The 19,973-nt window shown below is 72.5% G+C and carries 18 protein-coding genes and 1 pseudogene; 9 read left to right on the plus strand and 10 right to left on the minus strand.

Annotation, left to right across the window (positions count from 1 at the left end):
- Window positions 1-32 precede the first annotated feature (32 nt).
- The 3 genes from ACZ619_RS03920 (at window position 33) to ACZ619_RS03930 (ending at window position 3,062) form a co-directional block, all read left to right on the plus strand.
- The gene (locus ACZ619_RS03920; RefSeq protein WP_469593739.1) at window positions 33-737 is read left to right on the plus strand and encodes a DUF2293 domain-containing protein; all 705 of its coding nucleotides are present in this window, start codon (window positions 33-35) and stop codon (window positions 735-737) included.
- Window positions 738-905: 168 nt separating this feature from the next.
- Window positions 906-1,385 carry an anthrone oxygenase family protein gene (locus ACZ619_RS03925; protein ID WP_469593740.1) on the plus strand — a complete coding sequence of 160 codons (480 nt, stop codon included), beginning with the start codon at window positions 906-908 and terminating at the stop codon, window positions 1,383-1,385.
- 189 nt (window positions 1,386-1,574) lie between these two features.
- Window positions 1,575-3,062, plus strand: coding sequence for a glutamate synthase subunit beta (locus tag ACZ619_RS03930; protein ID WP_469593742.1), 1,488 nt, complete (start codon window positions 1,575-1,577; stop codon window positions 3,060-3,062).
- A 388-nt stretch (window positions 3,063-3,450) separates the two neighbouring features.
- Here the strand turns inward: ACZ619_RS03930 and ACZ619_RS03935 are convergent, their stop codons facing one another.
- A complete protein-coding gene (locus ACZ619_RS03935; protein ID WP_123978005.1) occupies window positions 3,451-3,726 on the minus strand; it encodes a DUF397 domain-containing protein in 276 nt (91 codons plus the stop codon).
- Entirely contained in the window at window positions 3,727-4,587 is an 861-nt protein-coding gene (locus ACZ619_RS03940; RefSeq protein WP_469593744.1) for a helix-turn-helix domain-containing protein, read from the minus strand.
- A gap of 429 nt (window positions 4,588-5,016) precedes the next feature.
- On the opposite strand from ACZ619_RS03940, the gene ACZ619_RS03945 reads away from it, so the two are divergent.
- The 3 genes from ACZ619_RS03945 to ACZ619_RS03955 all read left to right on the plus strand — a co-directional run bounded on the left by ACZ619_RS03945 (window position 5,017) and on the right by ACZ619_RS03955 (window position 8,444).
- Window positions 5,017-5,679, plus strand: coding sequence for an ATP-binding protein (locus ACZ619_RS03945; protein WP_469593747.1), 663 nt, complete (start codon window positions 5,017-5,019; stop codon window positions 5,677-5,679).
- Window positions 5,676-6,110, plus strand: coding sequence for a hypothetical protein (locus ACZ619_RS03950; RefSeq protein WP_469593750.1), 435 nt, complete (start codon window positions 5,676-5,678; stop codon window positions 6,108-6,110). The genes ACZ619_RS03945 and ACZ619_RS03950 overlap by 4 nt, the downstream gene beginning before the upstream one ends.
- A gap of 378 nt (window positions 6,111-6,488) precedes the next feature.
- Window positions 6,489-8,444, plus strand: a complete 1,956-nt coding sequence (locus ACZ619_RS03955) for an ABC transporter ATP-binding protein (protein WP_469593752.1) — start codon at window positions 6,489-6,491, stop codon at window positions 8,442-8,444.
- Between the two features lie 65 nt (window positions 8,445-8,509).
- Here the strand turns inward: ACZ619_RS03955 and ACZ619_RS03960 are convergent, their stop codons facing one another.
- From ACZ619_RS03960 to ACZ619_RS03975, 4 genes are all read right to left on the minus strand, one after another.
- Complete coding sequence (locus ACZ619_RS03960) at window positions 8,510-8,686, minus strand: hypothetical protein (protein WP_469593754.1); 177 nt, start codon at window positions 8,684-8,686, stop codon at window positions 8,510-8,512.
- Between the two features lie 154 nt (window positions 8,687-8,840).
- A complete protein-coding gene (locus ACZ619_RS03965; RefSeq protein WP_469593756.1) occupies window positions 8,841-9,485 on the minus strand; it encodes a DUF899 domain-containing protein in 645 nt (214 codons plus the stop codon).
- A 160-nt stretch (window positions 9,486-9,645) separates the two neighbouring features.
- On the minus strand, window positions 9,646-11,502 hold the full coding sequence (locus ACZ619_RS03970) for an FUSC family protein (protein WP_469593759.1): 1,857 nt from the start codon (window positions 11,500-11,502) through the stop codon (window positions 9,646-9,648).
- A gap of 544 nt (window positions 11,503-12,046) precedes the next feature.
- Complete coding sequence (locus ACZ619_RS03975) at window positions 12,047-12,778, minus strand: DUF7873 family protein (protein WP_469593761.1); 732 nt, start codon at window positions 12,776-12,778, stop codon at window positions 12,047-12,049.
- Between the two features lie 322 nt (window positions 12,779-13,100).
- Between ACZ619_RS03975 and ACZ619_RS03980 the strand changes: the two are divergent.
- A pseudogene (locus ACZ619_RS03980) lies at window positions 13,101-13,499 on the plus strand (RidA family protein); the annotation flags it as partial.
- Window positions 13,500-13,538: 39 nt separating this feature from the next.
- Complete coding sequence (locus tag ACZ619_RS03985) at window positions 13,539-14,015, plus strand: GNAT family N-acetyltransferase (protein WP_469594487.1); 477 nt, start codon at window positions 13,539-13,541, stop codon at window positions 14,013-14,015.
- Between the two features lie 9 nt (window positions 14,016-14,024).
- Here ACZ619_RS03985 and acs read toward each other — a convergent pair whose 3' ends face one another.
- The 4 genes from acs to ACZ619_RS04005 all read right to left on the minus strand — a co-directional run bounded on the left by acs (window position 14,025) and on the right by ACZ619_RS04005 (window position 19,132).
- Window positions 14,025-16,121, minus strand: a complete 2,097-nt coding sequence (gene acs, locus ACZ619_RS03990) for an acetate--CoA ligase (RefSeq protein ID WP_469593763.1) — start codon at window positions 16,119-16,121, stop codon at window positions 14,025-14,027.
- 19 nt (window positions 16,122-16,140) lie between these two features.
- Window positions 16,141-16,803 carry an acetate uptake transporter gene (locus tag ACZ619_RS03995; protein WP_469593765.1) on the minus strand — a complete coding sequence of 221 codons (663 nt, stop codon included), beginning with the start codon at window positions 16,801-16,803 and terminating at the stop codon, window positions 16,141-16,143.
- A gap of 113 nt (window positions 16,804-16,916) precedes the next feature.
- Window positions 16,917-17,669 carry an aspartate/glutamate racemase family protein gene (locus tag ACZ619_RS04000; RefSeq protein ID WP_469593768.1) on the minus strand — a complete coding sequence of 251 codons (753 nt, stop codon included), beginning with the start codon at window positions 17,667-17,669 and terminating at the stop codon, window positions 16,917-16,919.
- A 5-nt stretch (window positions 17,670-17,674) separates the two neighbouring features.
- Entirely contained in the window at window positions 17,675-19,132 is a 1,458-nt protein-coding gene (locus ACZ619_RS04005) for an NCS1 family nucleobase:cation symporter-1 (protein WP_469593770.1), read from the minus strand.
- A 170-nt stretch (window positions 19,133-19,302) separates the two neighbouring features.
- Between ACZ619_RS04005 and ACZ619_RS04010 the strand changes: the two genes are divergently transcribed.
- On the plus strand, window positions 19,303-19,971 hold the full coding sequence (locus tag ACZ619_RS04010) for a GntR family transcriptional regulator (RefSeq protein WP_469593772.1): 669 nt from the start codon (window positions 19,303-19,305) through the stop codon (window positions 19,969-19,971).
- Window positions 19,972-19,973: the final 2 nt, after the last annotated feature.

A 19,973-nucleotide genomic window follows, 5' to 3' on the forward strand; every position in this document is an offset into this window, starting at 1 on the left:
AGAGCGGCCCGCGGAAGGGGGAAGTACCGCATATGACGCGTCTGGCAACTCCCCCGCATCACGGTGGACTTCTGGTCGTACAGCCCGTTCGGCACAAGCGGTGCGCGGCGTGCCGGCGGGGGCCGTTGGCGTTGCTGGTGCTGGAGGACGGGGCGCCGCGGTGCCTGGAGTGCGCGGATCTCGGGCATCTGGTGTTCCTGCCCCGCGGGGACACGGCGCTGACCCGGCGGTCGCGGGAGGAGAGCGGGCTGTCGGCGGTGGTGGTGCGGTTCGACCGGCGCAGGAGCAGGTACGAGCGGCGGGGCGTGCTGGTCGAGGAGGCCGCGCTGGCCCGGGCCGAGGCGCGGTGTCTGGCGGACGCCGAGGCGCGGCGGCGGCGCCGGGCGCGGGACGCGAAGTGGCGGGCGCGGGAGGACGTGCGGTTCACGGAGGCGTTCGCGGCGGAGATCCTGCGGCTGTTCCCGGGCTGTCCGGCGGAGCGGGCCCGGGCGATCGCGGCGCACGCGTCGGTGCGGGGCAGCGGGCGGGTGGGGCGGAGCGCGGCCGGGCGGGCGCTGTCGGAGACGGCGGTGGTGGCGGCGGTGGTGGTGGCGGGGGTACGGCACGTGGACACGCCGTACGACCAGCTGCTGATGAGCGGGGTGCCGAGGTACGAGGCGCGGCGGCGGATCGCGGGGACGGTGGAGGCGGTGCTGCTGGGGTGGGCGGCGGGGGTGCGGATCCGCCTGACCGGGTGAGCCCGGCGGGAGGGGCGGGGCGGCGGCCGGAGGAGGAAGGGCGACGGGACAGGGGGTGATTCCGGACGGATGTGTACGCGGACGTGCTTCATGGCCATGGGAAGGGGTGGCCTGTGGGCATGGACCTGGGAGGCGGAGGTGTCGAGGGCGGGAGCGGGTGTGTTGGTCATGATCGAGGGGCCGTACTTCGTACTGGTCGTGCTGGGAGTGCTGGGGACCGGGCTGGTGGCGGGGGTGTTCTGCGCGTTCTCGACCTTTGTGATGCGCGGGCTGGCCGCGTTGCCGCCGGCGCAGGGGGTCGCCGCGATGAACGCGATCAACCGGGCCGCCCTGACGCCGGTGTTCATGCTGGTGTTCGCCGGGTCGGCGGTGGTGTGCGCGATGATCGCGGTGGTGACCTTCGTGCTGTGGCCGGACGAGGGGAAGGCGGAGCTGCTGCTGGGCAGCGCGCTGTACCTGTTCGGTTCGTTCGGGCTGACGGTGGTGGCGAACGTGCCGCGCAACGAGGCGCTGGCCAGGCTGGAGCCGGGGGCTGCGGAGGCCGCTTCGTACTGGCCGGTGTACGTGCGGGAGTGGACGCGGTGGAACCATCTGCGCACGCTCGCGTCGGCCGGGGCGGCGGTCGCGTATGTACTCGCCGTGTCCTGAGGGAAACGTAGGAGCGAACTGGCTTCCGGCTGGCCTCCTGCTGGGAGGAGCGGCGGGGCCCGGGGGCGAAACCCCCGCAGAAGGCGCGGCCGGCCACTCTGCGGGCGCGGCCGGGCGGACGTATCGTGGCCGAAAGAGCGCCGCCCGATGACGCACGGCCCGTGGTGGACGCACGCGAGGAAGACGACCATGGCCGATCCCAAGGGTTTCATGACCACGCCGCGCGAGGAGTGGCCGCGGCGGCCGGTGGAGGAGCGGGTCCGGGACTGGGACGAGGTGTACGTCCCGGGGGCGCTGCTGCCGATCATCAGCAAGCAGGCGGACCGCTGCATGGACTGCGGGGTGCCGTTCTGTCACGACGCGTGTCCGCTGGGCAATCTGATCCCCGAGTGGAACGACCTGGTGTCCCGGGAGGACTGGCGGGCGGCCGGTGACCGGCTGCACGCGACGAACAACTTTCCGGAGTTCACGGGGCGTCTGTGCCCGGCGCCGTGCGAGGCGGGGTGCGTGCTGGCGATCAACCAGCCGGCCGTGACGATCAAGAACGTGGAGTGCGCCATCGCCGACCGGGCGTGGGCGGAGGGGTTCGCGTCGCCGCGGCCGCCGGAACGGCTGTCCGGGCGGACCGTGGCGGTGATCGGGTCGGGGCCGACCGGGCTCGCGGCGGCGCAGCAGCTGACCCGGGCGGGGCACACGGTCGCGGTGTACGAGAAGGACGACCGGCTCGGCGGGCTGATGCGGTACGGCATTCCCGAGTTCAAGATGGAGAAGCGGCATCTGGAGCGGCGGCTCGGGCAGATGCGGGCGGAGGGCACGAAGTTCCGTACGTCGGTGGCGGTCGGGCGGGACATCGGGGCGGCGGAGCTGCGGGCGCGGTACGACGCGGTGGTGGTCGCGACCGGGGCGACGGCGTGGCGGGAACTTTCGGTGCCGGGCCGGGAGTTGGACGGGATACACCAGGCGATGGAGTATCTGCCGCTGGCCAACCGGGTGTGCGAGGGGGATCTGGCCGAGTCGCCGATGTCGGCGGCGGGCAAGCACGTGGTGATCGTGGGTGGGGGTGACACGGGGGCGGACTGTCTGGGGACGGCGGTGCGGGAGGGCGCCGCGTCGGTGACCCAGTTGGACATCTACGCGCAGCCGGGGTCGGAGCGGGACGAGGACATCGAGCCGTGGCCGACGTATCCGAAGATCTACCGGCTGTCGGCGGCGCACGAGGAGGCGCGGGACCTGGAGACGGCGCCGGCGGCGGACGCGGACGCGCGGCTCTTCGCGGCGTCGACGCTCCGGTTCACCGGTGACGAGGCCGGGCATGTGGGGGCGCTGCATCTGGTGGAGGTGGACGCGGCGCGCCGGCCGGTGCCGGGGACGGAGCGGACGTTGCACACGGACTTCGTCCTGCTCGCGCTCGGTTTCACGGGATCCGACCGGGAGGACGGGCTGATCGACCAGTTGGGGCTGGTGACGGAGGAGCGCGGCACGCTCCGCAGGGACGGCGGTTTCGCGACCAATGTGCCGGGGGTGTTCGCCGCCGGGGACGCGGCGCGCGGGCAGTCGCTGATCGTGTGGGCGATCGCGGAGGGGCGGGCGGTGGCGGCGGCCGTCGACTGTTATCTGACGGGCAGTTCGCAGTTGCCGTCGCCGATATCACCGTACGACCGGCCGATGGTCGTGTAACAGCCGGAGGCCGACTGCCGTGTGGCGGGGGCGGTGGCGTGGGTCATCATCAGGTGGCTGCCGGCCGGCAGCTCGGAGAGCAGCCGGCCGGCTCGTGCGCCCCGTGCCGCAGTACACGCCCCGGGACCCGGGCACGACGCCCTGGGCGATCCTGCCCGTCTCCTCGTCGACCGGTCAGTTGTCCTTGCCGCCGGGATACCGGTCGTGCATCCGCGCGGGACGGGGCTTGCCGGTGTCGACGAGGGTGGTCGTGGGTTCCTGCCCGGTCATGGGGCACTCCATAAGCGTCTGACGTGGTCAGTGTTCAAGTTAGTACCAGCGCAACGAAGTCGTACAAGGGGAACAAGGGAAAAGGAAAGCCGAAGGAAAAGACGGCGGAAAAGGAGGTTCAGGAGAGCAGGAAGTCCGCCTCCCCGGCCTTGGCGCCCTCTATGAAGGCGGTCATCTCGTCCGTGGTGTAGATCAGCGCCGGTCCGTCGGGGTCGGTCGACTGCCGGACGGCGATACGGCCGTCGGCCAGCTTCATGGCCTCCAGGCAGTTGCCTCCGTTGCCGCCGCTCCATGGCTTGTGCCAGCCCTCGCTGCCCAGGTCCCGGGCGGGCATGCCGTTGTAGATCCGCTCGGTGCGGTTCCGCGGCCCGGACTGGGGCTTGATGCGATCCATTCACAGCTCCTTGCGGAGATCCCGGAGGATCTCCTTCGTGCGTTGTGCCGTAGCGGCCTGCGCCGCCATGCGGTCCATGACCTCCAGGTGGGTGGCCACCTCGGTGCGGCCGTCCAGGTAGACGGCGCCGGTCAGGTACTCGCTGTAGACCATGTCCGGCAGTTCGGGCATGGCGAATCGGAACAGCACGAAGGGCCCGTAGGTCCCCGGGTGCGGCCCGCTGGAGAACGGGGCGACCTGGAGCGTCACATTGGGCAGCTTCGTGATGTCGAGCAGTCGGTCGATCTGGGCGCGCATCACCTCCGGGCCGCCCACCGGGCGGCGCAGGGCGGTCTCGTCCATCACCGCCCAGAAGCGGGGGGCGTCGGTACGGGTGAGCAGTTCCTGGCGTTGCATGCGCAGGGCGACATGGCCCTCGATGTCCTCCGGCCGGGTCTGGCCGATGGCACCGGAGCGCAGCACCCCGCGCGCGTAGTCCTCGGTCTGCAGCAGGCCGGGGACGAAGTGCGGCTCGTAGGAGCGGATCAGGCTCGCCGCGCCCTCCAGGCTGACGTACATGGAGAACCAGCCCGGCAGGATGTCGTGGAACCGTTGCCACCAGCCGGGCTTGTTGGCCTCCTCGGCGAGACGGACGAAGAGGTCGGCCTCCTCGTCCGTCACCCCGTACGCCTTGAGCAGGAGCTGGAGGTACGGGATCTTGAGCGCGACCTCCGCCATCTCCATACGGCGGACGGTGGCGGGCGCCACGCGGAGGACGCGGGCGGCCTCCTCGCGCTTGAGCCCGGCGCGTTCTCGCAGGTCGAGGAGGCGCCGACCGAGCACCACCTGTCCCACGGTCGGCGCGGACCGCGGCTCGCTCACGCTCCACCTCCACGAAGTTTTCTGACCGGGCCGTCCGTTCGGCCGGCCGGTGTCGCAACTGTCCGCATGTACAGGTGTCACCTACAGGTGTCACCCGGCGCGCCGACAGCCCTGCGGCGCCATTCGAAGACTCATTCGAAGACCGGTCGGATCGATCCGCGACGGCCGGGGCGACGAGTACGGCCGGGCGACCGGATTGACCGGAACGACCGGCTCGGCCGGTTCGTTCACAGTCAGTCACATCGGTCGCGTAGGCCGGATAGGTCGTTTCGGTCGTATGGGCCGGATCGGTCCGTCGGATCCCCACTGATCCCAACTGGCGCCGCTCGACATGCTGTTGTCAGCAGTGTGCCACGCCCTTTCACCGCGTCACACAGCACTCTGCATTTTTCAGAGTGACACTTGCCAAGTGTTCACGGCGGGGAGATAGTGGCAAGCGTGATTCCGTCCGCGCCTTTAGGAACAGACGCCGTCGCAGACCGTTCCGGTCTCGGCGCCGCTGCGGGAGTCGTCCCTGCCAGGGGCGCTGCCGAGCGCCGGTTCCGCTTCGAGCTGGCCGCCCATCCGGGTTCCGTCGCCCAGGCGAGACGCCTGACGCGTGCCCGGCTGACCGGTTGGTCCGTCTGCGCGGACACCTGTGACACCGCCGTCCTCGTCATATCCGAGCTGGTCACCAACGCGATCGTGCACACCGCGAGCAGTCGCGTCGTGTGCGAGCTGCACGACCACGACGGCACGGTGCGCATAGCCGTGCACGACGAGGGGTGCGCGCCCGACGAGCCCCACCCGTCCCCTCAGCGTCCGGACGAGGAGCACGGGAGGGGATTGCTTCTCGTCGACGCGCTCTGTCAGGCCTGGGGGGCTCAGGAGCACGGGCCCGGCCTGCTGGTGTGGGCCGAGCTGCCACACGGCTCCGCCGACACCGCCCGCGAGACGGCGGAACCCCGCAACGACCTGGGCTGGGGCGCGCGTCCCGAGCCGGGGCCGTCGCGCGGCTCGTCGCGCAGTCCCGCACACCGCCCCTCTCCGGGTTCCGGCGAGGAGGGGCAGTCGAAGGCGCTGGGCCCGGTGCCGCAGCGGAGGCAGGCATGACCGGTGCTCCCGGCTCGGGCCGGCCGCTGGGTCTGGACACCCTGGTCCGGCTGGGGCGGGGGCAGCGGTCGCCGGTCTCGGGCGGCGCCCTCAGGTCGCCGGTGCCCGAGGGTATGACGGCGCCCCTGGGCTGCGACGCGGTCGCCGTACCGGCGGGCCTCGGGCCGGTGGTCGTACCGCGGCTGCCACGACTGGGATGCGTGTACGCCGATGGCACGCGCTGGTGGTGGATCGTTCCGTCGGACTCCGACTACGCCCTGACCTGGCCGGCCCCGGTGCAGTACAGCCCGGGTGCCCCGCTTCCCGCCGCCGCCCGGCTCATCCACCGCCCCGAGGGCACGGTGCCGTACACCCCGCCGATCCCCCTCTACCTCGCCCTGTGCCGCGCCACCGGCACGACCCCGGAGTGGTCCCGCCCGCTGACCGCGTGACCGCGTGACCGAGCGGTCTCGCGACCTCGCGATCGGGTGACTGCGTGACCGCGGATCGCATGGCCGCAGGGCCGCATGGCCGCTGTGCGACCGGGCCGTAGGGGGCCGGGCCGAGTCGAGCCAGCCCGCGCCAGGGCGCGACAACGGCAACCGGCGAGAGGCCGACCCTCCGTCGGTCGACCGCACCGGCCCGAGCCCCGTCGGCGGACGCCCGCCGGACGCCTGAGCCCCCTTTCCTCCCGCCGCCCCTGGCCCCGCTCCCGGCGCGCTCCGTCGCGCCTCGGGTGACTCGGTGCGCGCCCTGCCGGGCGGGCGCCGGGACCGCGATAGTGGCCGTTCGTCAGTGGCCGTACGTCGACGGCTCCGGGGAGGAACGCGGTGGCGAAGAGGCGGGATGCGGCGGCGCCCGAGGTGTCGGAGTCGGAACGGCTGCTGTTCGGCGGCCCCCTGCGCTACGACATGGGCTGGAACCAGCACCGGGACGCGTTCCTGGAACTGGACTTCCGCGCCATGGTGACCAGGCTGCCCGGCATGCTCACGTCCAGTCTGCGGCTGGCCCGGCAGGCCGACCCCCGGGCCGCCCGGATCGTGCTGGCCGCGCAGGTCGGCGTCGGCATCGCCCAGGCCGTGAGCCTGCTGACCGTGAACAGCGTGCTGGGCCGCCTGATCGGCACCGGCACCATCGACCAGCGGCTGCGCGGCGCCGCCCCCGCCCTGGTGATCATGGCGTCGGTGCTGCTGCTCGCCGCCCTGCTGCGCGCCGCCTCGACGTACGCCACCGGCCGCCTGGAACCCAAGGTCGAACGGGTCGCCACCGAGATGTACCTGGAGCGGGCGGCGGCCGTCGAGCTCGCCGCGATCGAGGACCACGCCTTCCACAAGCTGCTGGACACCGCGCAGTACGGCGCCTCCTCGGCCCGCCGCATGATCAGCTACGGCACCCGTGTGGTGAACGCGATGATCTCGCTGATCGCGGCAGCCGGTGTGTTGACCGTGCTGCACCCGGCGCTGCTCCCGCTGCTGATCACGATGACCATCCCGAGCGCCTGGGGCGCGCTGACCAACGCCCGGCGCCGCTACGAGTCGTTCCACACCTGGATCCAGCACGCCCGGGCCGGCCATCTGATCAGCGCCCTGCTCACCGAGCCGGAGGCGGCGCCGGAGATCCGGGTGCACGGGGTCGGCCCGTTCCTGCTGCGGCACTTCCGGGCGATGTCGGAGACGGCGGAGGCGGAGCAGGCCCGGCTGGCCCGGCTCGCCGCCCGCACGGGGCTGATCGCGGCCGCCTGGACCGGCCTGGCGACGGTCGCCACGTACGCCACGCTGGGCGGGCTGCTGCTGAGCGGGGCGATGGCCCTGTCGGTGGCGGGTACGGCGGTGATCGCGATCCGTACCGGTTCGGCGAGCCTGGACACGCTCGTGCTGGAGATCAACACGCTGCACGAGGAGGCGCTGTTCGTCGGCGATCTGGAGCGGCTGTACGTCGAGGCGGCCGAACGGGCGATCCCGGTCGGCGGCGACCCGCTGCCCGAGGACCCGCGGGAGATCCGCTTCGAGAACGTCACCTTCACCTATCCGAGTGACGATCCGGAGGGTGCCCCCCGTCCCGCGCTCGACGACGTGACGCTCTCCCTCCCCCTGGGCCGGATCGTCGCCCTGGTCGGCGAGAACGGCTCGGGCAAGACCACCCTGGTCAAGCTGCTGGCCGGGCTGTACCAGCCGGACCGGGGCCGCGTCCTGTGGGACGGCGTCGACGCGGCGAAGGCCGACCGGCACCGGCTCGCCGAGCGCATCGCGATGGTCGCCCAGGACTTCAAGCGGTGGCCGTTCACCGCCAAGGTGAACGTGGCCGTCGGCCGCTCGTCGGCGCCGCTCACCGAGGAACGGCTGGAGAGGTCCGTCGAGGAGGCGGGCGCCGGGGACGTGGTCGAGGATCTGCCGCGCGGCCTGGACACGCTGCTGGCCCGCAACTTCAGCGGCGGGCACGAGCTGTCCGGCGGTCAGTGGCAGCGGCTGGGCATCGCGCGGGCCGCCTACCGGCGCGGCCGCATCCTGATCGTGGACGAGCCGACGGCCGCCCTGGACGCCCGGGCCGAGCTGGAGGTCTTCGAGAAGATCCGCGCGCTGGCGGGCGGCGGGCAGACGGTCGTACTGATCACGCACCGGCTGGCGTCGGTGCGCCACGCCGACCTGGTGCACGTCCTCGACCAGGGCCGGGTCGTGGAGTCGGGCACCCCCGACGAGCTACTGGCGGCCGGCGGGGTCTACGCGGAGCTGTACGCGCTCCAGGCGGACCAGTTCACGGTCCGGATCCCGGCCCCGAAGGCGGGCTGAGCGAGTTGAGCGGGACGTGCGGCGTGAGCGGGTCCGCACCTCGTGCGAAGGGCGGGACCCGCGCGTCAGACCTCCGCCGCGTCCCCGCGCACGATGACCAGGAACGTGTCCGTGGCCAGGTCCATGACGACCTCCGCGGGCAGCCCTTCCAGCCGCCGGGCCCGTGCGAACTCCTCCGCAGGCCATGATCCTCGCGGTCCGCCTGCGGGAAAGCGTTCGAGCACCGTTCGCCCGTTCACCATCCTGCACCTCCTGATGAGCGTCGTACTTGTAGGAGTCAACGCTCCGGAGAACAGGAATGGCTCGCCCGGTGACGGTACTGAGACATAGCCGACACGCCACCGGCGCGGAGTGTGAGGGTCCGTTGACTTTCGGCCAGGTCCGTGACCTTCGGTGTCAGTCCTCGTACTCGTCGTGATAGCGCACCCGGTCGCTGCCGTCGGGTACCCGTCCCAGGGCCGTGAGGTCGAGCAGGGAGGTGGTGGAGCCCAGACCGTCGAGTCCGCGGTCGTGGACGGAGTAGGTGTGGAAGACCCGGTCGTGCTCCCGCAGGAAGCAGCTGACCCCGGGCCGCTCGACGAGTTCGTCGTCCACCACGAGGGTCGCCCCGAAGTCGCGGTTGAAGTCGCTGTGGTACGAGGAGTACCAGGGCAGCGTCCAGCCCATCCGCGCCTTGAACGGCAGGATTCTGGTGAACGGCGCCCGGGACACGGCCGCGAACGAGGTGCCGCGCGCCCGCAGATGGGCCAGATGGCCGACCTGGTCCAGGAACGCGGAGCAGTTGGGGCAGCCCGCCCGCCACTCCGGCGCGAACATGAAGTGGTGGACGATCAGCTGGGTCCGCCCCTCGAAGAGGTCGAGCAGGCTCGCCTTGCCGTCGCCGCCCTCGAAGACGTACTCGGGGTCGACCTCCACCATGGGCAGCCGGCGCCGTTCGGCGTTGAGCACGTCGCGCGCGCGGGTGAGCGCCTCCTCCTTGAGCAGAAACTCCTCACGCGCGGCACGCCACCGCTCACGCGAGACGATGTCCGGAAGCGACATGGGCCCTCCTGTCCGACGGTCGGTTCCGGGTGGTGACCGCCGGCGCGGGGAGAACTCATCGGTGGCGCCGGGATTTTTCTGCCGGGTTCTTCCGCCGGTTCATTTCCGCCGGGTTCTCCCGCAGGGTTCTTCCGCCGGGTTCCTCCGCCGGGTTCCTCCTTCAGGCCGCGACCGGCATCCGCGGCACCACAACCCCGAGCCGCCGCCCGCCGTGCTCCAGTTCCTCGGCCAGGGCTCGGAGTTGCCGGGTGTGGCGGGCGGTGAGCCGCCCGGTCTCGTCGAGGTGCACGGCGCACGCCGTGGTGGTGTCCACGAGCCGTTCGAGTACGGCGGCCACCGCGTCGGCGCCCTCGGTGTGCCGGGCGAGGGCGGGGAGTTCGGCGGCGGCGAGGGCGATGGCGGTGCGGGCCTCGGCGAGGGTCCGGTAGGCCTCGCGGCGCAGTGCCCAGCGGTCGCCGCGGTCGCCGGACTCGCTCAGCACGTGGTCGAGGTAGGCGTGCGCGGCCCGCCCGGCCGCGGCGAGCCGGGCCCGGACCCCGCCGCCGCGCCTGCCCGGCATCGGCAGGTGGCCGACGATCAGCACGAGCGCGCAGGCCAGCAGGGTCTCGCCGATCCGGCTGACGGAGGCCTGCGGTTCGCCGCCGACCATGACCAGGGCGAGCACGAGGACGGTGGCGACGGCGGTCTGCGCGGCGAAGTGCCGGGTGGCGACGGGGATGAGCGCGCCGCAGACGGCGACCAGCGCGACGAGCCCCTCGGGCCGGGGCAGTACGGCGGCGAGGCCCGCGAAGAGAAGGGCGCCGAGGACCGTGCCGGCGGCCCGGCACAGCACCCGGGAGGCGAGCGGCCCGAGGTCGGGCTTGACGAGGAAGACGGCGGTGGCGGGCAGCCAGTACCAGTGCTGGTGCTCGCCGTACCAGCGGGCGTGGTGCAGGGCCTGGGCGATGGCGGCGCTGGCCCCGAAGCAGAGGGCGACCCGCAGTCCGTACTCGCGTCCGCCGCTGCCCAGCACGGCCCGCAGCACGTCCCCGGGGCCGCGGCGCCGGGCGGGCGGGCGCGGTCCGGCGCCCTCGGTCCGGTCGAAGGCCTCGGCGGCGCGCAGCAGGGCGTCGTCGAGGGCGCGCAGCGCGGGCGCGGAGCGTGCGGGGGCGGGCAGCGGCCCGGTGCCGCCGTTGCCGCGGACGGCGACGGCGAGCCGCCGGGGTCCTTCGGCGGCCCGCCCGGACAGCGGCTCCCCCGCCCAGGCGAGGGCGGTGGCCGCCTCGGCGAGGGGCAGCGCGGCGGCGTACTGCGCGTGCAGCCGGCGTTCGGCGGCGGAACTGGCGTACCGCCGCAGCCGGGGGCCGGTGAGCGCGTCCTGGGCGTGGTCGAGGGCGGTGCTCAGTGCCGTGCGCCGGGCCGGGGCGGCCGTGCCGCCGACGGCGTCGAGCAGGTCGGCGATGGCGTCGTAGACGGCGGCGACGGCGGCCCGCTCGCCGTCGAACCGGTAGTCGCCGGCGAGCGCGCCGGGGGTGGGCAGGGCGAGGCGCAGCGCCAGCAGCCAGCCGGCGCCGGCGAGGAAGGCGAGGGCCCGCTGCCAGCCGGCCTCGGGGACCGGCATGCCGGCGCCGATGGCGGAGGCGACCAGCAGCTGGGTCCCGGCCCCGGAGGCGACGGGCCCGACGGCGCTCATGCCGCCGGCGGCCAGTCCGAGCCCGGTGAGCAGCAGGGTCAGCGGCAGTGCGGTGAGGTGTTCCCCGCCGTAGGTCCCGGCGAGCAGCCCGATCGAGCCGGCCGCGGCGGGCGCTCCGAGCCGGCGTACGGCGGCGCGGCGGCTGCCCGGCCGGTCGTTGATCCCGGCGAGCATGGCGGCGATGGCGGCGACGACACCGAGCGAGGTGCGGTGCAGCACGAGGGCGGCGAGCAGCAGCGGCCCGGCGGCCAGCGCGCCTCGCGTCACCGCGTTCCAGGGCACGGGCCCGCGCTGGGCGCGCAGGGCGTGGGCGAGCCAGGGCGGCGGGGCGGGGCGACGGGTCACGGGGCTCCTGACGGACGAGGGCGGTGGTGCCTTCGGGCGACGGTGGCCGGGCTGCGGGTTCGGTACCCACGGTAGATCGTGTTCCCGTACGAAAAGGTTCGTTCGTATTGCGCGGGTGTGACAAGTGCCGCGGAAAGCGGTGTTCTTCGTGAACGCAATTCTACGCGCGCCCGATACCGGAACGGGAACGGGAACAGGAGCGGGCCCGGGGGCGTAGCCTGCCCCCGGGCCCCGGAATGCCGCCCATCTTCACACGCCGGCACGCTTGAGAACCCGGGTCAGTCATGAGGTCGCCGCGTCCTTCCTTTGGACCACCACGCATCGAGCTGCGCGGGCAGGACTTGAACCTGCATTTCGACGTGCTGGGGCCCGGGCCCGGTCGATCCGGCGATCGGCGGCGAATGCTGAGTCTGGAGCGAGAGTCTGAGATTCAACGCGGTCCGCCCCGTGTTCCGTGGGGTACGGCCGCTCGTCACGACAAGCCTCAGCTTCAGCTTGCGCTCCTCGCGCACCCCGGCCCCGACGGGCCGGGGGGTATGGGTGGTTACCCGAAGAGGTAACCGAACACGGCGTCACCGACCCGCTGGTCGACGACCTCGGCGCCGTTCGCCTCCTCGCGGGCGAACTTGACGGCCTGCTGCAACTTCTCGACGCGGTCGAGCAGTTCGTTGATGCGGCGGGCGGGCAGGGCGCCGGAGAACTTCACGGTGGTCCAGTACCCCACCGGAACGTCCTCGTAGTACACCTCGACCTGCGCCGGATGCTTCTCGGTGGCCTCGGCCTTCACGTGGTTGCGCGGCACCTTCCTGGTCCGCAGCGTCCGTACCGGCTCGGTCTTCCACGCGTCGGTGGAGGGGTCCTGCACCCACGACTCGGAGGCGTCCAGGACGGGCAGCTTCCGTACGAACGTGTTGAGGTCGACGAGCTGCTTCTCCAGGAACAGCAGATAGGCCACGGGCGCGCCGGCGAGCAGCACCCGCCCGTCGACCTTGACGTCGGCCCTCGCCTCGCAGTTCGCCCAGTCCTTGGTGGCGGTCACGTCGAAGAGCCGGGTCAGCGTGTCCGAGGTGTCCCGGAGCACGTCCTCGGCCTTGACCTGGACCCGCGTGGACTCGGGCGGCAACTGCTCGCCCTCCTCGTCCTTCGGCTGGTACGTCCGCGAGATTCCGGCCAGCAACGCGGGCTTCTGCAGCCCGTGGTGAGCCGCGGTCAGGTCCTGGTGCGCCTTGGACTTGATGCCCTTCTCGACTGCGATGATCTGATTGAGTTTCGCCACGAGAAGGACCGTAGCAGCGGCAACCTCCTTGTTCCCAGGCATTTTCCGAGCGGGAGAAAGGGCGGGGAAACGAGCCGGGAAACAGGCTGGGATACGGGCCGGGATACGGGCCGGGAATCAGGCGCGAAAGCGAGCGGGAAAGGCGGCGGGGAAAGCGGACCGGGACGGCGGACGCGGATGCCGGGCGTGGCGGTGGCCACCGGGCGCGGTGCCTGGCCTGGCTCCCGGGCACGGTGCCGGGCGCGGTGTCTGGCACGGTGCCGGGCGCGGTCGCTGCCCGCGCAGCTCGGTGCGTGGTTGCCGGGCGTCGGCCGAAAACCGGATGCGTCGCGGGTCGGCGGGCCGGATCATCGGTGGGTTGGCCCGTGCCCTTCCAAGGAGCCGTCCCGTGATCCGACGTGTCACCGCACCCGGTCTCTTCCCACCGCCCACGTACTCGCACGTGTCCGTCGTCGAGGCCGGCACGAGGCTCGCGTTCCTGGCGGGGGCCGTGCCGCTCGACGAGGCGGGGGAGGTGGTGGGGGTCGGGGACCCGGTGCGGCAGGCCGAGCGGGTCGTGGCCAATCTCGGGGAGCAGTTGCGGTCGGTGGGGAGCGACTGGGGGCATGTCGTGGCCACGGACGTGTACGTCGTGAGCGCTGATCCGGCCGTGCTGTCCGCGGTGTGGGAGGTGGTCGAGGCGTCGGGGCTCAGTGCCGGCCCGCACTCGTCGACGCTGCTCGGGGTCGCCTGCCTCGGGTACACCGGGCAGTTGGTGGAGATCACGGCCACGGCCGTCGTACCGGAGGCGGAGGTCGCGCTGCGGCGGGCCGCGGGCGACGCGGACGCCGCCGCGGTCGCCGACGTCTGGCTGCGGTCGTACGGCGCGGCGCTGCCGACGGTCGTCCGGCCGCGCTCCGACGACGAGGTGCGGGCCTACTTCCGGGACGTGGTGGTGCCGGAGCGGGAGACCTGGGTGGCGGAGGCGGGCGGGCGCGTCGTGGGGATGATGGTGCTGGCGGGGGACGAGGTGTCCCAGCTGTACCTGGACCCCGGGTGGCGCGGCCGGGGTGTCGGCGACCGGTTCGTCGCGCTGGCCAAGGAGCGTTCGCCGCTCGGGCTCGGGCTCTGGACGTTCCAGGTCAACAGGCCCGCGCACCGGTTCTACGAGCGGCACGGCTTCGTCGCCGTCGAGCGCACGGACGGAAGCGGGAACGAGGAGCGGGAGCCCGACGTGCGGTACGTGTGGCGGCCGTGAGCGGGCCGCTCAGCTCTCCTCGCCGCCGGCCGGACCGCCCGTGGGCAGCCGGTCCCGGATCTCGTCCATGACCGACGAGTCCGTCAGCGTCGTCACGTCGCCGAGCGCGCGGTTCTCCGCGACGTCCCGGAGCAGGCGGCGCATGATCTTGCCGGAGCGGGTCTTGGGGAGTTCGGCGACGACCAGGATCTGACGGGGGCGGGCGATCGGGCCGATCTCCCGGGCGACGTGGGCGCGCAGCTCCGCCGCGGTCTCTTCCGGATCCGCCCAGTCCGTCGCCGTGTCCGTCACCGCTTCCGTTCCCGTCGCCGTTTCCGTCGCCGTGTCCGTCGCCGTTTCCGTCGCCGTGTCCGTCGCCGTTTCCGTCGCCGTGTCCGTCGCCGTTTCCGTGTCGGTGCGCAGGATGACGAAGGCCACCACTCCCTGGCCGGTCGTCGGGTCGGCCGCGCCGACCACCGCGGCCTCCGCGACCCTCGGGTGCGAGACCAGCGCCGACTCGACCTCCGTGGTGGAGATGCGGTGCCCGGAGACGTTCATGACGTCGTCGACCCGGCCGAGCAGCCAGATGTCGCCGTCCTCGTCCTTCTTGGCGCCGTCCCCGGCGAAGTAGCGGCCGGGGAAGCGCGACCAGTACGTGTCGACGTACCGCTGCTCGTCGCCCCAGACGGTGCGCAGCATCGCCGGCCACGGTTCGGTGAGGACCAGGTAGCCGCCGGAGCCGTCGGGTACGGGTTCGCCGGAGTCGTCGACGACGTCGGCCGCGATGCCGGGCAGCGGGCGCAGCGCCGAGCCCGGCTTGCAGACGCTCACCCCGGGCAGCGGGCTGATCATCTGGGCTCCGGTCTCCGTCTGCCACCAGGTGTCCACGACCGGGCAGTTGTCGGAGCCGATGTTCCTGCGGTACCAGATCCACGCCTCCGGGTTGATCGGCTCGCCGACCGAGCCGAGCAGGCGCAGGGACGTCAGGTCGAACTCGTCCGGGATGCCGGCGCCCCACTTCATGAAGGTGCGGATGGCGGTCGGGGCGCAGTAGAGGATCGACACCCGGTACTTCTCGACCAGTTCCCACCAGCGGCCCTGGTGCGGGGTGTCGGGCGTGCCCTCGTAGAGGAGCGAGGTGACGCCGTTGGCGAGCGGGCCGTAGACGATGTACGAGTGGCCGGTGACCCAGCCGATGTCCGCGGCCGTCCAGAAGACGTCGCGCTCGGGCTTGACGTCGAACACCGCCCAGTGCGACCAGGCGACCTGCGTGAGATAGCCGCCGGTGGTGTGCAGGATGCCCTTCGGGCGGGCGGTCGTACCGGAGGTGTACATGATGTAGAGCGGGTGTTCGCTGTCGAACGCCTGCGCGGTGTGCTCGGCCGGCTGGGCGTCGACCAGGTCGTGCCACCACAGGTCCCGGCCCGGGGTCCAGGCCACCTCCTGTCCGGTGCGCCGGACCACGAGCACGGCGCGTACGCCGGGGCACTCGCGGACCGCCTCGTCGACGGCGGGTTTCAGGGCGGCGGGGCGGCCCTTGCGGTAGCCGCCGTCCGCGGTGATCACGACGTGGGCGTCGCAGTCGAGGATGCGGCCGCGCAGCGCCTCGGCGGAGAAGCCGCCGAAGACCACGGTGTGCGGGGCGCCGACGCGGGCGCAGGCCAGCATCGCCACCACCGTCTCCGGGATCATCGGCATGTAGATCGCCACCCGGTCGCCGGCGGCGACGCCGAGCGACTCCAGGGCGTTGGCGGCCCGGCAGACGTCGGCCGTCAGCCGGGCGTAGGTGAGGGTGCGGGTGTCGCCCGGCTCGCCCTCCCAGTGGAAGGCGACCCGGTCGCCGAGCCCGGCGGCGACATGCCGGTCGAGGCAGTTGTACGCCGCGTTGAGCCGGCCGCCGGTGAACCAGCGGGCGAACGGGGCGCGGCTCCAGTCCAGCACCTCGTCCCACGGGCGGGCCCAGTCGAGCCGGGCGGCCGCCGCGGCCCAGAAGGCGAGCCGGTCGGCGTCGGCACGCGTGTACTCCGCGGCGGTGGCGTTGGCGGCCGCGGCCAGTCCGGGCGGCGGCGGGAACCGCCGCTCCTCGTGGAGGAGGCTGGAGAGCGTCTCGCCGTCGGCGCCGGTCATGGGTGGACTCTGCCGGTGGTCATGCGTGGACTCCGGCGACGGGGCCGCCGCGGTGCCCGTGGTGCGGTCGCAGATGGTCCCCGATGTTCGGGAACACCGGCAGGACGGCGCGGTGGTACGTGGAGTTGGTGACGCCCGCGAACGAGGCGTACCAGGCACAGAGGGCGGTGACCAGGCCGAGCCAGCCGCCCGCCCGGACCGCGCCGGCGGACTGCGCGAACTCGCCGACGCACAGGACGACGAAGGTGGCCGACAGGGTGACGAACACGGCCAGCAGGGCGCCCGTGGTCCGGGTCGCGGCGACGGTCATGTAGAGCGTGAAGACCGCCCACACCAGCAGGAACAGCCCGGTCGCCTGGTGCACTCCGGCCGGGGGCAGGCCGCCCGCGACGAACCGCGCGTACCAGGCGTACGCCAGCCAGAAGGCGCCGTACGAGCCGAAGGCGGTGGCTCCGAAGGTGTTGCCCTTGCGGAACTCCCACATGGCGGCGAGGACTTGGACCACCCCGCCGTAGAAGAGGGCGAGCGGCAGTACGACGGCGGCCAGGGTCGGGTCGGTGATGAGTCCGGCGTTGAAGACGCTGAGGACGAAGGTCGTCGCCGCGAAGGCGGCGAGACCGAGCGGGCCGGGGTCCGCGACTGCTCCGGTTCCGATTCCGGTTTCGGTGGTCGGGGTACTCATCGACGCCCCCTCCTGTGATCTGCATCACAAGAACGTGAGACCATTGTAGGCACCACCGAGGACCCGGTGGCGCCCCGTGTCCCACGGGCCCCGGATTCCCCACGCCGCCCTCGCTACACGCTCCCGGCCCTGGCGCCGGTCCCGGTCCCGGTCCCGGTCCCCCAGGAGCGTCCCTTCGGCAGCGGCCGCGCGTAGCTTCCCGCCCGGCTGGTCGTCAGCCCCAGCGCCACCAGTGACTCCGCCAGCTTCACCGCCGCGCCGACCCCGTCGACCACCGGAACCCCCAGCTTCTCCCCCACCGCGCGCTGCAGCCCCGTCATCCCCGCGCACCCGAGCACCAGGACCTCGGCGCCCGCGTCCCGGGCCCGCTCGGCCGCCGCCAGGAACGCGGCCTCCGTGCGCTCCGGGTCGTCCGCGAGGTCGAGCACCCCCAGCCCCGTGCCCACCACCGCGGCGCAGTTGCGGGCCACGCCCGCCGTCTCCAGGCTGTCCTCGATCTGCCCGCGCGACCGGTCCAGGGTGGTGACGACGCCGTAGCGGCGGCCCAGCAGGCAGGCCAGGTGGGCGGCGGCCTCGGTGATGTCGACGACGGGCACGTCCACCAACTCCCTCGCCCCCTCCCGCCCGTGCTCCCCGAACCCGGCCATCACGACGGCGTCGTAGGGCGGTCCGCCGTACGTCCGCAGCGCGTCGAGGACGGCCGCCGCGGACAGGTAGCTGTCGAGCCAGCCCTCGGCCGACTCGGGTCCCCAGGCCGGGGTCAGCCCGGTCACGGTGGTGCCCGGGCCTGCCGCGGCCCGGGCACCTCGTACGATCTCCTCGGTCATCTCCTGCGTGGTGTTGCAGTTGGTGACGACGATCCGCACGTCCGTCAGACCTCCTCGGCCACGGGAGCGCGGTCGCGGCGGCACAGCGCCAGGTAGAGGCCGGCCCCCAGCGCCGTGCCGATGAACCAGGAGTACGGCGCCACGTCGCTGAACGTCTTCACCAGTGCGAGCACGGCCGCCACCCCCGCCGAGGGCAGGAACGCCCACAGCGCCTTGGGGTTGACACCCTTGCGGTAGTGGTACGGCGATCCGGGCGACGCGTCGAACAGCCGGTCCACGTCCACCCTGCCGCGCTTGATCGCGTAGTAGTCGACCATGATCACGCCGAACAGCGGCCCCAGGAAGGCGCCGAGGCCGCCCAGGAAGTAGTTGACGACGGTGGGGTTGGAGAAGAGGTTCCACGGGGTGACGACCAGCGCCGCGACCGTGCTGATCATGCCGCCCACCCTGAAACTGATCTTCTGCGGCCAGACGTTGGCCAGGTCGTACGCCGGTGAGACGAAGTTGGCGACGATGTTGACGCCCATGGTGGCGACCGCGAAGGTCAGCGCGGCCACGACCAGGACCCAGGTGTTGCCGACCTTGGCGACCAGTTCGGCCGGGTCGGTGATGGCCTCGCCGAACACCTCCAGCGAGCCCGCCGTGACGATCACCGAGACGACCACGAACGCGGTCGAGTTGATCGGCAGGCCCCAGAAGTTGCCGCGGCGCACGGTCCGGTAGTCCGGCGCGAAGCGGGAGAAGTCGCAGAAGTTGAGCATCAGGGTGCCGTAGGTGGCGAGGATCAGGCCGATCGCGCCGAACCACTGCCGCCACTGCTCGCCGAAGGAGACCGGATGCGGGGTGGAGGTGAGCGAGATCGTCCAGTGGGCCCTGGCGAGGATCCAGACCGCCAGCGCGATCATGACCAGCCAGATCGCCGGGCCGCAGAAGTCCTGGAACTTGCGGACCGACTCCATGCCCCGGCTGATGATCGCCGCCTGGATCAGCCAGAGCGAGACGAAGGAGATCCAGCCCAGCGCGTCCAGGCCCAGGAAGGAGCTCTCGGTGAGCGACTTCAGGTCCGGCCAGGCCGCCAGCAGCATCACGTTGACGGCGACGGACGCCAGATAGGTCTGGATGCCGTACCACATGATGGCGATCACGGCCCTGATCAGCGCCGGGATGTTGGCACCCCAGACGCCGAAGCTGATCCGGCTGACCACCGGGAACGGCACGCCGTGGCGCTGGCCGATGCGCCCCATCCAGTTCATGCCGACGTAGATCAGCACGAAGCCGACGAGGAGGGAGGTGAAGACCTGCCAGACGTTCATGCCGAGGACCAGCAGGCCCGCGGCGAAGGTGTAGTTGCCGAGGTTGTGGACGTCGGACATCCACATGGCGAAGAGGTCGAAGACCTTCCAGTTCCGCTTCTCGGCGGGCGCGAGGTCTTCGTTGGTGAGCCGGGGGTCGGGGACGAACGCGGGAGCGCCGGTGGCTTCGGCGCGGTCGGCCAGGGACACGAGGCCTCCAGGGACTACGGGACGGCGGGGAAGGAGGACGGCTGTGTGCGGACTGCTGCGCGCGTTTGGTATACCAAACTGCCGTCATGGTCCTCCCGTCAAGCGTTCCGACCGATGTCCGTCCCGTTACGGCTCCGTAAAAGCCCCCTCGGGTCGGCGAAAATGACCTCATGGGCTCCCCCACGACGAAGATCGAACCCCTGGGCGCGGTACGCGAGCGCGTCCTGGCGACGCTGCGGCAGGACATCATCGAGGGACGCCTCGGCCCGGGCGACCGGCTCGTCGAACGCGAACTGGCCGAGCGGTTCGGGGTGTCCCGGGTACCGGTCCGGGAGGCGATCCGGGCCCTGGTCGCCGAGGGCTTCGTCCTCTTCGAGTCGGCCCGGCGCACCGTCGTCCGCCGGCTCACCCCGACCGACGTCAAGGAACTCTTCGAGCTGCGCGAGGCCTTGGAGGTGTACGCGGCCGGGCTCGCGGCGGCACGCGCGACCCCCGAGGCACTGGCCGAACTGCGCGGGCTCCTCGACCAGGCGGCCACGGCGACCGGGACGGACGACGCCGAGACCATCACCGACATCAACACCCGCTTCCACGACCGGATCCTGGCCCTGGCCGGCAACAGCCTGCTGATCTCGGTCATGGAACCCGTCGACGGCCGTCTGCGCTGGCTCACCCGGCGCAACGAGGAATGGCCCCAGCTCCTCACCGAACACCGCGAGCTGTACGACGCGATCGCCTCCGGCGACCCGGACCGCGCCCGCGCCCGCGCCCTCGGCCACGTCCAGGCCAACTACCGCTCCACGGTGCGGCACCTGTTCGGCGAGGACGCCCCGCACTGACC

This window comes from Streptomyces sp. NPDC104367, assembly GCF_055583825.1.